General features: G+C 70.9%; 14 protein-coding genes and 1 tRNA gene. 12 read left to right on the forward strand and 3 right to left on the reverse strand.

Annotated features, from left to right (window positions below; translation table 11 throughout):
- Window positions 1-97: 97 nt before the first annotated feature.
- Both IEZ25_RS02580 and IEZ25_RS02585 read right to left on the reverse strand, forming a co-directional pair.
- Entirely contained in the window at window positions 98-1492 is a 1395-nt protein-coding gene (locus IEZ25_RS02580) for an HNH endonuclease signature motif containing protein (protein WP_191197808.1), read from the reverse strand.
- Window positions 1493-1625: 133 nt separating this feature from the next.
- The gene (locus IEZ25_RS02585; protein ID WP_191197809.1) at window positions 1626-1997 is read right to left on the reverse strand and encodes a hypothetical protein; all 372 of its coding nucleotides are present in this window, start codon (window positions 1995-1997) and stop codon (window positions 1626-1628) included.
- A 73-nt stretch (window positions 1998-2070) separates the two neighbouring features.
- On the opposite strand from IEZ25_RS02585, the gene IEZ25_RS02590 reads away from it, so the two are divergent.
- From IEZ25_RS02590 to IEZ25_RS02635, 10 genes are all read left to right on the forward strand, one after another.
- Window positions 2071-2493, forward strand: coding sequence for a hypothetical protein (locus IEZ25_RS02590; protein WP_191197810.1), 423 nt, complete (start codon window positions 2071-2073; stop codon window positions 2491-2493).
- A 107-nt stretch (window positions 2494-2600) separates the two neighbouring features.
- Window positions 2601-4331, forward strand: a complete 1731-nt coding sequence (locus IEZ25_RS02595; RefSeq protein WP_191197811.1) for an alkaline phosphatase family protein — start codon at window positions 2601-2603, stop codon at window positions 4329-4331.
- A gap of 61 nt (window positions 4332-4392) precedes the next feature.
- Window positions 4393-5136, forward strand: a complete 744-nt coding sequence (priA, locus tag IEZ25_RS02600; protein WP_191197812.1) for a bifunctional 1-(5-phosphoribosyl)-5-((5-phosphoribosylamino)methylideneamino)imidazole-4-carboxamide isomerase/phosphoribosylanthranilate isomerase PriA — start codon at window positions 4393-4395, stop codon at window positions 5134-5136.
- Window positions 5137-5138: 2 nt separating this feature from the next.
- The gene (locus tag IEZ25_RS02605) at window positions 5139-5585 is read left to right on the forward strand and encodes an NUDIX hydrolase (RefSeq protein WP_191197813.1); all 447 of its coding nucleotides are present in this window, start codon (window positions 5139-5141) and stop codon (window positions 5583-5585) included.
- Window positions 5582-6343, forward strand: a complete 762-nt coding sequence (gene hisF / locus IEZ25_RS02610; RefSeq protein WP_191197814.1) for an imidazole glycerol phosphate synthase subunit HisF — start codon at window positions 5582-5584, stop codon at window positions 6341-6343. The genes IEZ25_RS02605 and hisF overlap by 4 nt, the downstream gene beginning before the upstream one ends.
- A 28-nt stretch (window positions 6344-6371) precedes the next feature.
- Window positions 6372-7286: an ABC transporter substrate-binding protein gene (locus IEZ25_RS02615; RefSeq protein ID WP_191197815.1), complete on the forward strand. Its 915-nt coding sequence runs from the start codon at window positions 6372-6374 to the stop codon at window positions 7284-7286.
- Complete coding sequence (locus tag IEZ25_RS02620; protein ID WP_191197816.1) at window positions 7286-8155, forward strand: amino acid ABC transporter permease; 870 nt, start codon at window positions 7286-7288, stop codon at window positions 8153-8155. Before IEZ25_RS02615 ends, IEZ25_RS02620 begins: the two co-directional genes overlap by 1 nt.
- Window positions 8152-8898, forward strand: a complete 747-nt coding sequence (locus tag IEZ25_RS02625) for an amino acid ABC transporter ATP-binding protein (RefSeq protein ID WP_191197817.1) — start codon at window positions 8152-8154, stop codon at window positions 8896-8898. Before IEZ25_RS02620 ends, IEZ25_RS02625 begins: the two co-directional genes overlap by 4 nt.
- A 149-nt stretch (window positions 8899-9047) precedes the next feature.
- Complete coding sequence (locus IEZ25_RS02630) at window positions 9048-10856, forward strand: ABC transporter ATP-binding protein (protein WP_318152001.1); 1809 nt, start codon at window positions 9048-9050, stop codon at window positions 10854-10856.
- Window positions 10853-12670, forward strand: a complete 1818-nt coding sequence (locus IEZ25_RS02635) for an ABC transporter ATP-binding protein (protein ID WP_191197818.1) — start codon at window positions 10853-10855, stop codon at window positions 12668-12670. Before IEZ25_RS02630 ends, IEZ25_RS02635 begins: the two co-directional genes overlap by 4 nt.
- A gap of 35 nt (window positions 12671-12705) precedes the next feature.
- Here the strand turns inward: IEZ25_RS02635 and IEZ25_RS02640 are convergent, their stop codons facing one another.
- The gene (locus IEZ25_RS02640; RefSeq protein WP_191197819.1) at window positions 12706-13140 is read right to left on the reverse strand and encodes an SsgA family sporulation/cell division regulator; all 435 of its coding nucleotides are present in this window, start codon (window positions 13138-13140) and stop codon (window positions 12706-12708) included.
- A 215-nt stretch (window positions 13141-13355) separates the two neighbouring features.
- Between IEZ25_RS02640 and IEZ25_RS02645 the strand changes: the two genes are divergently transcribed.
- Both IEZ25_RS02645 and IEZ25_RS02650 read left to right on the forward strand, forming a co-directional pair.
- On the forward strand, window positions 13356-13865 hold the full coding sequence (locus IEZ25_RS02645) for a PGPGW domain-containing protein (RefSeq protein WP_191197820.1): 510 nt from the start codon (window positions 13356-13358) through the stop codon (window positions 13863-13865).
- Window positions 13866-13936: 71 nt separating this feature from the next.
- Window positions 13937-14008, forward strand: a tRNA-Val gene (locus IEZ25_RS02650).
- Window positions 14009-14053 lie beyond the last annotated feature (45 nt).

The following is a 14053-nucleotide window of genomic DNA, read 5'->3' on the forward strand; positions in this document are numbered from 1 at the left end:
TGTGCGTGCCGACACCCCCGCCATCGTGATGACTGGAGGGGGACGGGGCGTGCTTGCGTTCGGTCGAGGAAGGACGAAGTCCTGTCCCGAGACCCGGTCAGTTGGGTGGTTCGTCGATGCGGGTGGTGCCTGATCGGTCGCGCCGGTAGCGGTGACTGTGGGGGCTGGTCCACTCGAAGACGCCGGGTTCGAGCATGCGGTAGCGCCAGGTCGTGCGGGTTTTCAGGCGGTGGTGGGTCCGGCACAGGGCGGCGAGGTTGCCGGTCTCGGTCGGTCCGGTCTGAGGTCTGCCGTCGGCATCTGCTTCGTGGTCGAAGGGGATGATGTGGTCGATGTCGCAGGCTCGCGCGGGTCGGGCGCACCAGGCGAACACGCAGGTGCGGTCTCGGAGGATGACGTGCTCGCGGATCCGGTCGGGGACCTCGTACGCCGGTGTGGCGAGCTGCTCGTGGAGGTCGATGACGGGCTTGACGATCACCTCGGTGCGGGAGTCGGCGCACCACGCCTGGACCTGGTCCAGCAGCGCGAGGCGTAGGCCGTGTTCCATGCGGCCGGTGGGACCGAACACCGTGGTCTCTCCCGACAGACCACCGTCGAAGTGGGCGTAGAGGACGACCTGCCGCGCCGCCGGGAGCCCACCCTCGTCGCTGGCAGAGGTCTTCGCTGACCCGGTGCCGTGGTGGAAGAGGTCGAGGGCGGTCTGGGTGCGGGCGAGGTCGCCGAGGGCCTTGGCGCGGCGGGCGTCGAGTGACTCCTCGGAGCCGAGGGCTTTCTGGGTAGCGGCACCGTGGGCGAGGGCGTTGTCGAGGTCGATGCTGTCGGCGAGGTCGAGCTCGGCCTCGATGCGCACGGTGCCGGCGTAGTGGACGTCCTGACCGTGCACGGTCACGTGGCGGGGGTCGACGTGGAGGTACCCGTCCTCCGGATCGGCAGTCGGATCAGCATCGGCGAGGTCGAAGCGGGTGATCGACTCTGCGACGAGCCGGTCGAGCTGCGCGGGGCCGATCTTCGCGGCGGCGGCCGCGACCTGCGCGTCGACCCACCCGGCCGCCTCGACGGTCAACGAGGGGCTGGTGTGGATGGTGGTCTCGGCGACCGACCGTGCCCGCCAGGCGGGCACGACACCAGCGTGGACGTGCGCCCAGAGGCGGGGGAGGCGGTGGCGTAGCTCCAGCGAGTGTCCGATGAGCTTTTTCGCGGACAGAGTGGAGATCCCGAGGACAGCGCCGAGCTCGGCGGCGCAGAACTCCGCGACGAGTGGGCAGCCGGGGCCGGCGATGGGCTCTTCGTGCTCACACCCGGGCGTGGTGAACGATGCGGCGGAGTGGATCGACTCGGGTGGGTGGAGGTCGGCCCACCGGGCGGCGAGGTCGAGCTGCTCGGCTGCAGCGGCGTGCTCGACATCGCGGGCCGAGCGGATCGAGGCGAGCAGCGCCGAGGCGGAGAGGTCGTCTGCCTCTGCCGCGGGTGCGGCTGCCAGGGTGTCGATCATGCGTTCGATTCTATCGGTGGCCACCGACAGTCGCCGTCGCGGAAACGGACCTGTAGAGCCGAGGTCGGAGTGAGCGAGAGGCTCGCTCCACCCGAACCTGGAGCGCCGACCTCCAGGGCAACAGGACCCCGGATCACTTCCCGAGGTCGTGGATCATCACCGAGATGACGACGTCCCCGTCAGCGTCGGAGGACACGCCGGTGCACCGCTTCCGACGGTCCAGCAGCCCGTTCGCTCGGCAGTCGTCCGCTCGCAGGGCGAGGGCGTCGGCCAGCGAGCCGGTCTCGGCGTCATCCGGGCTGTCGACGGCCAGGGAGAGGAAGCAGCCGCCCGACCCGCACCCTCGGTCGGCCTCGCCGGCGTACGAGTAGTCGTCAGGGAGGTCGGGGAAGTGCCCCTCGGTGGGGAACTGCGGGCCCAGGATGCTGGCGAGCAGCACCACCACTCCGAGCACTGCTGCCACTGCCAGCGTCGCCACCACGCCAGCGATCCCCTTCAGCACCATGACCGGCAGTCAACCTCATGGAGATCTCGACGTTCCCCCCGCACGACGGGCGAGTCGCGCCTACGGTTCTTCCGTGCCCGAGACGCGACCGATCTCCGACGTGGCTCTGACCTGCCCGCTGTGCGCAGCGAGCGTGCCGGCGAACGCGCAGGCGTGCCGGAGCTGCCACCTGCCGATCGCCGACGTACGACGGCACGGTGGGGATCGCCGCGGACGATCGACGTCGTGGGTCACCGCTGCCGGCACGCGGCTGGTCGGTCTCGTGCTCTACGCCGCAGTGGTGGCGTGGTGCGTCTGGCAGCTCCCTGCTGCACTCCCGTTCGTCGCGCCGGCGGCGGCTGCGGGGCTCGTGCTCCACGGTCTGAAGGCGCGGCCGTGGGGCGGCCTGCTTGCGTTCGTGGTGCTCGTGGTGGTCCTTCCGTTCCTGCTGGCGCCGGCCCTGGGCACCGGCGCGCTCTCCGACCTGGCCACCTGGATCAACGACCCGCAGTGGTGACCAGGCAGCCTTGACGTACCCCGCCTGAGGGATACCCGAGGTCGGCGCGGCAGGTCTAGGTTCGGCTCACGGTTCGCGGCAGTGCAGCCGCGCCGGGAGGGATCGTGATGACCCAGCGCCGTACCCGTGTGCTTGCCGTTGCCACCGCTGCCGTGGTCGCGCTCACCGTCGCCGGAACCCAGTCGGGTGCGGTGGCCGGTGGGCGCGGCGGCCAGAGCCATCCGCACGGCCATGGGCACGGACACGGCCCCGGCCACGGCTCGGTCGACCGTCCGTCGAAGGTCGTGATCATCGTCGTCGACTCCCTCAGCAAGGAGATCGTCGAGCAGTACGACATGCGCAACGTCGAGGCGCTGATGAAGGACGGCGTCGACAGTCCGCGGTCCTACCTGGGCCACACCGGCTCGGTGACCGTCGTCACGCACAACGTGATCACCTCCGGGCAGCTGCCCCAGCACATGGGCTGGACCGACGAGGGCTACCGCGACGTCGCCGGCGTCCTCGGCGACCCGGAGCCGACGAACCCCGACCAGCTCTACATCACCAGCAACGCGACCACCGACCTGTTCAAGCTCCAGCAGGCCGCGGGCTACCCGAAGCTCGCCGACTACCTCGGCACGGCCGACCCGAGCGCCAAGACGTTCACGATCAGTCCCAAGGGCTACGCCGGGTACGCCTTCGGCGGCGCCGGGTCGGACTCGATCATCACCTTCGGCAGCGGCCCCGAGTGCACCACCGGCGGCTCGTGGCGCAAGCCCACCGGCATCAACGTGCCCTCGTACATCCTCGGCGAGCCGTGCAGCCGCTTCTGGGTGCACAGCGGCTACCCGACCTTCGCCTACGACACCGCCAAGCTGCCGGCGATCCTCTACCCGCTCGACAGCGACCGCTACGTCACCGGCAAGGACCCGGCCCACCAGGGCGGGGACGTGTGGGCCGCCGACGCGGCGGTGGCCGTGATGCGCAACGAGGCGAGCTGGAACGGCATCTTCGTGACCCTGCCGGGCGTCGACAAGGCCGCCCACATGTGGGGTGGTACGTCGGACCCCGGTCCCACCGGCACCGATGGCGACCCGATGACCCACCTGGCGGCCGCGACGGCCGAGGCCGACCGGCAGGTCGGCAAGATCATGGGCGAGCTGGAGGCGCAGGGAGTCCTCGACGACACCCTCGTGGTCCTCACCGCCGACCACGGCTCGGTCGCCGGGAAGACCTTCTACGGCAAGGAGGTCGCCGAGCGCGACTACGGCTACTACAACTGGTACTACGGCGATCCCGAGAACGACGGCGTCTACGACAGGCCGCAGGACGCACTGCTGCCGCTGGTGAACACCGGCAACGTCGGGCTCTCCTACAGCGACTCGATGCTGCGCGTGTGGCTCAAGGACCAGTCGCCGGCCAAGGTCGACGAGGCGGCGACCGCGATGGGCACGATGGCGGGGGTGACGGCGGTCTGGAGGCGCGACGGCGACCACTACGACCGCGTCTCGCCCGTGCGCTGGGAACGGATGCGCTCGTGGGGGGAGCGGGTCTGGTTCGCCAGCAAGGCGCAGGAGCTCGTCGACACCCAGGCGGCTGACTACGGCCCGGACCTCATCGCCACGCTGCCCGACGACACGACGTACTCCGTCAAGGGCGACCACGGCGGCATCCAGCGCGCCGCGCAGCAGATCCCGATCGTCTTCGCCGGCGGCGGGCTCTCGAGCAAGGACCTGCGCGCCGAGGTCCGCTCGGTCGACATCATGCCGACGATCCTGCGGGCGATGGGCATCCAGGCGACCTACCCCATGGACGGCATCGCCTACGAGCTGCCCGTCCGCAAGCGCGGTCGTCACTAGCGCCGTCTCGCACTGGCGCCACCCCGTCGGGCGGGCCCGGCGGGGCTCCTAGGATCGACCCATGCCCAGCACCCCCGAGCAGCCCTACCTCGAGCTCCTGCCCGCCGTCGACATCAAGGGCGGCCAGGCCGTCCAGCTCGTGCAGGGCGTGGACGGCTCCGAGAAGCGCTTCGGCGACCCGATCGAGGCGGCGCTGCGCTGGCAGGAGGCGGGCGCGGAGTGGATCCACCTCGTCGACCTCGACGCGGCGTTCGGGCACGGCCACAACCGTGAGCTGCAGGCGAGGATCGTCGGCACCCTCGACATCCAGGTCGAGATGAGCGGCGGCATCCGTGACGACGAGTCGCTCGAGGCCGCGATGGCCACCGGCTGCCGGCGCGTCAACATCGGCACCGCCGCGCTCGAGCAGCCCGAGTGGTGCGCGCGCGCCATCGCGACGTACGGCGACCGGGTGGCGGTCGGGCTCGACGTGCGGGGCACGACGCTCGCGGCCCGCGGCTGGACCCGCGAGGGCGGCGACCTCTACGAGACGCTCGCCCGCCTCGACGGCGAGGGCTGCGCGCGCTACGTCGTCACCGACGTCAACAAGGACGGCATGCTCCAGGGGCCCAACCTCCAGCTGCTGCGCGAGGTGTGCGCGGCCACGGACCAGCCGGTCGTCGCCAGTGGCGGCGTCACCACGCTCGCCGACATCGAGGCGCTGATGGGCCTGGTCGCCGACGGCGTCGAGGGCGCCATCGCCGGCACCGCGCTCTACGAGGGCCGCTTCACCCTCGAGGACGCGCTGGAGCTGACCAGGTCGTGAGCATGGAGTTCACCGACTACCACGTCCGGCTCGCGGCGTACGCCCTCCTGGTCGACGAGTCCGACCGGGTGCTCCTCGCGTGGTGGAACGGCGAGGGCCACAGCGAGCCCGAGTGGTCGCTGCCCGGCGGGGGCGTCGAGTTCGAGGAGTCGATCCGCGACGCGATGGTGCGCGAGGTCTTCGAGGAGACCGGCTACCACGTGAGGCCCGGTCCGCTGCTGACCGACGACTTCTTCACCGCCCGTGGCCGGTCCTTCGACGGGTGGATGCGGTCCCAGCGGTTCGTCTTCGACGCCACCATCACCGGGGGAGAGCTGGGCACCACGGAGGTCGGCGGATCGACCGACCACGCCGCCTGGGTGCCGCTCGCCGAGCTCGAGGGACAGCGGCGCTCGTCCATCGTCGACGTCGCGCTGGCCGCCCGCGCGGTCAGGGAGGAGCAGGCATGAGCCTCGCGATCCGCGTGATCCCGTGCCTGGACGTCGACGGCGGCCGGGTGGTCAAGGGCGTCAACTTCACCGAGCTCCGCGACGCCGGTGACCCGGTCGAGCTGGCCCGGCTCTACGACGCCGAGGGTGCCGACGAGCTGACCTTCCTCGACATCTCCGCCTCCCACCAGGGACGCGCGACCACCATGGAGGTCGTCAGCCGCTGCGCCGAGGAGGTCTTCATCCCGCTCACGGTCGGCGGTGGCGTCAGCAGCGTCGACGACGTCGACAGGCTGCTGCGCGCCGGCGCGGACAAGGTGGCGGTCAACACCGCCGCCATCCACCGCCCCGAGCTGGTCGCCGAGATCGCCGACCGCTTCGGCAACCAGGTGCTCGTGCTGAGCGTCGACGCGCGCCGCGCCGAGGGCACGGCCAGCGGCTTCGAGGTCACCACCCACGGTGGCCGCAAGAGCGCCGGCCTCGACGCGATCGAGTGGGCGATCCGGGCAGCCGAGCTCGGCGCCGGCGAGATCCTGCTCAACGCGATGGACGCCGACGGCACCACCGACGGCTTCGACCTCGAGCTGATCCGGGCCGTGCGCCGTGAGGTCAGCGTCCCGGTGATCGCAAGCGGGGGAGCGGGTGCGGTCGAGCACTTCCCGCCCGCCGTCGACGCCGGCGCCGACGCCGTGCTGGCCGCCACCGTCTTCCACTTCGGCACCCTCGGCATCGGTGAGGTCAAGGCCGGTCTGTCCGCGGCGGGTCACCCGGTTCGCTGAAGTCGAGTGGAGCCGTAGGATTCGCCCCATGCTGAAGACCTCCCGGCGCGTCGCGAAGCGCCACCTCGCCGTCGCCACCCTCACGGCCGCCACCATCGCCCTCACCGCCTGTGCTCCCACCGACGAGGCCGACGGCGGCTCCGACGGCGGATCCGATGCCACGGCCGGCGCGAGCGAGAGCGCGGCGGCCGGGGAGTGCACGCCCGACTCGATGGAGACGGTCTCCGACGGCACGCTCACCATCGCGACCGACGACCCCGCCTACGAGCCGTGGTTCGTCGACAACGACCCCACCAACGACCAGGGCTACGAGTCCGCGGTGGCCTACGCCATCGCCGAGCAGCTCGGCTACACCGACGAGCAGGTCACCTGGGTCACGGTGCCGTTCAACAAGGTCGTCCAGCCCGGTCCCAAGGAGTTCGACCTCGACCTCAACCAGGTCTCGATCACCGAGGCCCGCCGCAAGGCGGTCGACTTCTCCTCCGGCTACTACGACGTCGTCCAGGCCGTCATCACCAACTCCGGCAGTGACATCGACGGGGTGACCAGCGTGGCCGACCTCGCGGACGCCAAGCTCGGCGCGCAGGTCGGCACCACGAGCTACACCGCGATCACCGACCAGATCCAGCCCTCGCAGGACCCGGCCGTCTTCGACACCAACGACCAGGCCGTCCAGGCGCTCAAGAACGGCCAGATCGACGGCATCGTCGTCGACCTCCCCACGGCCTACTTCATGACCGCGGTCCAGCTCGACGACGGCGTCATCGTCGGCCAGCTCCCGCTGCCCGAGGGCGACCCCGAGCAGTTCGGCGCCGTGCTCGCCAAGGACAGCCCCCTCACCAGCTGCGTCTCCGGCGCCGTCGACGCGCTGCGTGAGGACGGCATCCTCGACCAGATCAACGAGGAGTGGCTCAAGCAGCAGGGCGCACCCGAGCTCTCCTGATGACCGAGGCCCAGACCGCCTCCGAGGAGTGGACGCCCTCCGAGGTCCAGCGCGAGCGTGACGAGTGGCGGCGCCGCCGCACGCTGCGCAGCGCGGTCATCGCGGCCGGGAGCACCCTCCTGCTCCTGGGCGTCATCGGCGGTGCCGTCATCAGCTCGCCGGGCTGGGAGCGGGTCCGGGAGACCTACTTCGACTGGGACAAGGCCGTCTCGTCGTTCCCGGCGGTCCTCGAGGGACTGTGGCTCAACATCCGCGTGATGGCCATCTGCTGGGTGCTGATCCTGGTGGTCAGCCTGACCGTCGCGGTCGTGCGGACGCTGCGCGGCCCGGTCGCCTTCCCGCTGCGGCTGCTCGGCACGGCGTACGTCGACGTCTTCCGAGGCCTGCCGCTGCTGCTGGTGATCTTCCTGCTCGGCTTCGGCGGTCCGGCGCTCGGGCTCAGCGGGCTGCCCACCTCCGCCCTGTTCTGGGGCTGCTCGGCGCTGGTGCTGTCCTACTCGGCCTATGTCGCCGAGGTGTTCCGTGCCGGCATCGAGTCGGTCCATCCCAGCCAGCGGCTGGCGGGCCGCTCGCTCGGCCTGTCCTACGGTCAGACGCTGCGCCACGTCGTGCTGCCGCAGGCCTGGCGTCGCGTGATCCCGCCCCTGATGAACGACCTCGTCTCGCTCCAGAAGGACTCCGGCCTGATCGCCGTCCTCGGGGTCACCGACGCGATCCGCAAGGCGCAGATCGAGACGGCGCTCGACTTCAACTACACGCCCTACGTCGTCGCCGGTGCGCTGTTCTGCTGCCTCACCATCCCGATGGCGCGGCTCACCGACCGCTACGCCCGCAAGAAGGGCTACCACGGAGCCGGGGGACACCTGTGAGCGAGAGCTCCACCGAGCTGCTGCGTCTCGACGGCGTGCGCAAGGCCTTCGGCGACCACGTCGTCCTCAGCGACGTCGACCTGACGATCGAGCCGGGCCAGTGCGTCGTGCTCATCGGCGCGTCCGGGTCGGGCAAGTCCACGCTGCTGCGGTGCGTGAACCTCCTCGAGATCGTCGACGACGGGGTGATCACCTTCGAGGGCCGCGACATCACCGATCCGCGGGTCGACGGCGACGAGGTGCGCTCGCGGATGGGCCTGGTGTTCCAGGCCTACAACCTCTTCCCGCACCTCGACGTCATCGGCAACGTGACGATGGCGCTCCGCCTCGTGCACGGCGTCGGGGCCGAGGAGGCGCGCTCGCGCGGGCTGGCGATGCTCGACCGGGTGGGTCTCGCCTCGAAGGCGGCGGCGCGTCCCGACGACCTGTCCGGCGGCCAGCAGCAGCGCGTCGCGATCGCCCGGGCGATGGTCGCCAACCCGCGCCTGATGCTGCTCGACGAGGTCACCAGCGCGCTCGACCCCGAGCTGGTCGGCGAGGTGCTCGACCTGCTGACCGAGCTCAAGGGCGAGGGCGTCACGATGCTGCTGAACACCCACGAGATGGGCTTCGCGCGCGACGTCGCCGACCAGGTCTGCTTCCTGCACGACGGTCGGATCCACGAGCAGGGGAGCCCCGAGCAGGTCATCGGCGACCCGCAGCAGGAGCGCACCCGCGCGTTCCTCTCCCGCATCCGCGCGTGAGGGCGTACGCCGCCAGCGAACGCGCACCACGTGATTCGTCCGCTGTCGGTGGCGAGGAATAGCCTGACCAGGTCGGGTGGTTGCGCACGGCAACGGACTGATCGGTTCCGATCAGGACGGTCACGGACAACAGGAGGCGGGCGACACCGGTGGGCGAGGACGCGAATCTGCGGCGCACCACGACGCTCGACGGCTTCCGGGTCCTCTGGGTCGCCATCAAGCGTGAGCCCACGATCTTCACCGTCGCCACGCTCGGGGCCGTCCTCTTCGGCGTCCTCACCGTGGCCGACGCCTGGGTGCTCGGCTGGTCCACCCAGCACGTCCTGATCCCCGCCTTCGACACCGGCGAGATCGGGGCCGGCCTGCTCGTGTGGGTGGTCGCGCTCTTCATGGCGGTGGCCATCCTCCGCGCCGTCGGCATCGTCGCGCGCCGCCTCGGCGGCGGCATCATGTACTACCGGATGCAGTCGCACACCCGACGCGGCGTCACCCGCCAATACCTCTCCCTGCCGATGGAGTGGCACCAGCGCCACCCGACCGGCCAGCTGCTGTCCAACGCCTACTCCGACGTCGAGGCGGCCTGGGCGCCGATCATGCCGCTGCCCATGGCGCTGGGCACGATCGTGATGATGGTGATCGCGGTCATCCAGATGTTCGTCGCCGACGTGGTGATGGCGATGGTGGGCCTGCTGGTCTTCCCCGCGGTGGTGGTCGCCAACCTGCTCTACCAGCACTACTCCTCGCCGCTGATGACTCGTGCCCAGGAGCTGCGCGCCGAGGTCAGCGAGATCGCCCACGAGTCCTTCGACGGCGCGATGGTCGTCAAGACGCTGGGCCGCGAGGTCGAGGAGACCGACCGGTTTCGGGTCAAGGTCGACGAGCTGCGCGACGTCAACGTGCGCGCCGGCAGGATCCGCGCGATCTTCGACCCCGCGCTGGCCAGCCTGCCCAACCTCGGGGTGCTGGTCGTGCTGGCCGTCGGCGTCTCCCGCGTGACGAGCGGCGCCACCGAGCCGGGCGCCGTCGTCACCGTCGCCTACCTGCTGACGATCGTCGCCTTCCCGATCCGCGCGATCGGCTGGCTCCTCGGCGAGTTCCCGCGCTCGGTCGTCGGCTACCGCCGAGCCCAGGCCGTGCTCGAGGCCCAGGGCAACATGGCCTACGGCGACGTCGAGCTGCCTCGTGGCTCGAGCGGCGCGCTCCTGCAGGTCGACGGCCTCCACTACTCCTACGACGCCGACACCCCGCTGCTGCGCGGCGTCGACTTCGACGTACGCCCGGGGCGCACCGTCGCGCTCGTCGGCGCCACGGCGTCGGGCAAGAGCACCCTCACCAGCCTGATGACCCGGCTCGTCGACCCCGACGCCGGTGAGATCCGCATCGACGGCCACGATCTCAAGGGCCTGCGGCGAGGCGAGCTGCCGCGAGACGTGGCGCTGGTGCCGCAGACCGCCTTCATGTTCGACGACACCGTGCGCGGCAACGTCACGCTCGGCGCCGACGTGCCCGACGACGAGGTCTGGAGCGTGCTGCGCACCGCCCAGGCCGACGGCTTCGTGGCCGCCCTGCCCGAAGGGCTCGACACCCGGCTGGGGGAGCGCGGCACCTCGCTGTCCGGGGGCCAGCGCCAGCGCCTGTCGCTGGCGCGGGCCCTCGTGCGACGGCCACGGCTGCTGATCCTCGACGACGCCACGTCCGCGGTCGACCCCGAGGTGGAGGCCCGGATCCTGGCCTCCCTGCGCGACGACCTCGACGGTGACGACACCTCGGCCGCCTCGCTCCTCGTGGTCGCCTACCGCAAGGCCACGATCTCCCTGGCCGACGAGGTGGTGCACCTCGACGAGGGCCGCGTCGTCGGGCGCGGCACCCATGCCGAGCTGCTGGCGTCGAGCCCTTCCTACGCCCAGCTCGTCAACGCCTACGAGACCGACCCCGCCGAGGAGGGCAGCAACCGATGACGACCACCTCGGACCCGGCCCCCACCGCCGGCACCCGCATGGACACCGGCGAGGAGATCGGTGCCATGGCCACCATCCGGCTCGGGGTGAAGTACTCACCCGAGCTGCGCGAGGGCCTCGGCGTCTCGCTGGTGCTCGCGGTCCTGGCCTCCTGCGGGCAGGTCGTCGTGCCGATCGCGGTGCAGCAGACCCTCGACCGCGGCCTCGGCGCGCCCGGGGGGCCCCGCCTCGACTTCGTGCTCTGGATGGGCCTGGTCGCCGCGCTGGCGATCGGCGTCACCAGCTGGGCGTCGTACGCCATGACGCGGCGGCTGTTCACCGTGTCCGAGCGCGGTCTGGCCACCCTGCGCGCCAAGGCGTTCCGCCACGTCCACGACCTGCCGCTGCTCACCCAGAACACCGAGCGCCGCGGCGCCCTCGTCTCGCGCGTGACCACCGACGTCGACCAGGTGAGCCAGTTCCTCGTCTTCGGAGGGCTGATCTTCGTGGTGAGCATCGGGCAGATCCTGGTGGCGACCGTGCTCATGCTGTTCTACAGCTGGCAGCTCGCCGCGGTGGTGTGGGTCGCCTTCGCGCCGCTGTTCTTGTCCATCCGCTGGTTCCAGAAGAAGCTCTCGGCCGCCTACACCGTCGTACGCCACCAGGTCGGCGTGCTCCTCGGCGCGATCTCCGAGCCGGTCGTCGGCGCCGCCGTGGTCCGCTCCAACGGCGTCGAGGACCGCACCCAGGCCCGCATCGACACCGCGATCCAGGACTGGCAGGACGCCTACATCCACGCCCAGAAGTTCACCGTGACGTCGTTCTCCCTCGGGGGCATCTCGGCGGGTCTGGCCAATGCCGGCGTCATCGTCATCGGCGTGCTGCTCGGCTTCACCGGCGACATGACCCCGGGCAAGGTGCTCGCCTTCGCGTTCCTCGTCACGCTGTTCGTCGGGCCCGTGCAGATGGGCACGCAGATCCTCACCGACGCCCAGAACGCCATCTCCAGCTGGCGGCGCGTGCTCGGCATCCTCGAGACCCCGGCCGACCTGGTCGACCCCGGACCCGACGGCGAGCAGCTCCCGCGCGGCCCCGTCGACGTCCGCTTCGCCGACGTCTCCTTCGCCTACCCCGGTGGTCCGCCGGTCCTGCGCGAGGTCGATCTGACGATCGACGCGGGCACCCGCATCGCGATCGTGGGGGAGACCGGGTCGGGCAAGTCGACCTTCGCCAAGCTGCTCACGCGCCTGATGGACCCGGTCGACGGCGCGGTGCTCCTCGACGGCGTCGACGTGCGCCGCATCGACGCCACGTCACTGCGGCGCAGCGTGGTGCTGGTGCCGCAGGAGGGCTTCCTCTTCGACGACACGGTCGCCGCCAACGTCCGCTACGGCAAGCTCGACGCCACCGAGGACGAGATCCGGGCGTCCGCGGTCCAGCTCGGCGTCGACGACTGGCTCGCCGGCCTGCCGCACGGTCTCCACACGGCGGTGGGCCAGCGCGGCGAGTCGCTGTCAGCGGGGGAGCGGCAGCTGGTGGCGCTGCTGCGCGCGCACCTCGCCGACCCCGACCTGCTGGTCCTCGACGAGGCCACCAGCGCGGTCGATCCGGCCCTGGAGATGCAGATCGGCCGCGCTCTCGAGCGGCTGATGCAGTCGCGGACCTCCGTCACCATCGCGCACCGGCTCTCGACGGCCGAGGGCGCCGACGAGGTGATCGTCGTCGACAAGGGACGGGTCGTGCAGCGCGGACCGCACGCCGAGCTCGTCACGCAGGCCGGCAGCGTCTACGCAGGACTGCACGCGAGCTGGATCGCCCAGCACTCCCGCGCCTGAGGCGAGGGATCTCCGGGACCGGTCCCGGAGGCGGGTCAGGAGGCGAGCACCTGGCTGATCAGCATGTCCGCGTCGAAGAACTCCGACTCCGAGCCGGGCGCCACGATCGCGGTGGTCCGGTCGAGGAAGTCGTGGATGTCCGAGGAGCGGGCCAGGAGCACGAGGTGTCCGTCGGGCGAGCTCAGCTCGATGCTGACCATGGCGCGTCCGCTGACGCCGATGGCCGGCGCCACGTGCACGTCACCCTCGCCGGTGGGCTTCTCGGTGCCCCTGATGAGCAGGTCGCGACCGAAGGTCCACACGAGGTTGCCGTCGGCGGTCACGAACGTCATCGCGACGGCGAACGGGTCGTGGCTGCGGTACCCCAGGACGGTGTCGATCTCGTGCCGGATGCCGCGGTCGTCCAGGCACTCCACGGTGATGTCCAGCGCCACGTCGGACAGGGTGTGGCCGCTTCCAGACATGTTCATCGACGCTCCTTGGGGTTTCCCGGGGCGAGGGCTCCGGGGGTGTTGGTGCTCATGAGACGTCATGTCAGGCCCCCTGTGATGTGAAACGGCGAAATATGACCCGGACCGGTCCAGACCAGATCTTTACGTTGAGATGTGCGCCTTGATGGTTCCTTAACGATTCGACGTCGTCGGAGGTACGGATTGCCTCTGGTGCGGCCGGATAGGTTCTCCCCATGACCGGGGCAGCCAAGCGCATCGTTCTCGAGACCCTCGGCTGGGTCCTGCTGCTCCTCGGGGTCGCGATGATCTTCCTGCCCGGCCCCGGCCTGCTCGGGATCTTCGCCGGACTGGCCCTGCTGTCGCAGCAGTACGACTGGGCCGAGCGGCGCGTCGAGCCGGTCCGCCTCCGCGCCCTCCGCGGTGCCGCGGACGGTGTGGAGACCTGGCCGCGGATCATCGCCTCCTGCGCCGGGGCGCTCGCGCTCGTCGCCTGCGGGGTCCTGTGGATCGCCTACCCGCCCGCGCCGGGCTGGTGGCCGTTCTCGGACGCGTGGTGGCTCCCCGGCGGCATCTGGACCGGCATCACCCAGATCGGCTCGGCGATCATCGCCCTCGCGCTCATCGTCTACAGCTACCGTCGCTTCCACGGCAAGCCCGAGGCCGTCGCCGAGCTCGGTCGCGAGATCGAGGCTGCTCAGCACGAGCGCGAGGAGCGCAAGCACGAAGGCCGCGTGCGCGACTGACGAGCGAGCCCCGTGTGCCCCGACCCGATTCAAGGTCGCGACGCTCCATGGGATAACGTTCTGCCGAGCTCGGGCGATTGGCGCAGTGGTAGCGCGCTTCGTTCACACCGAAGAGGTCACTGGTTCGAACCCAGTATCGCCCACCGAGTCACCGCAGGTCAGGGGCCGACTTCCGATCAGGAAGCCGG

The sequence above is a fragment of the Nocardioides hwasunensis genome, assembly GCF_014779665.1.
In the GTDB taxonomy this organism is placed as follows: Bacteria; Actinomycetota; Actinomycetes; order Propionibacteriales; family Nocardioidaceae; genus Nocardioides; species Nocardioides hwasunensis.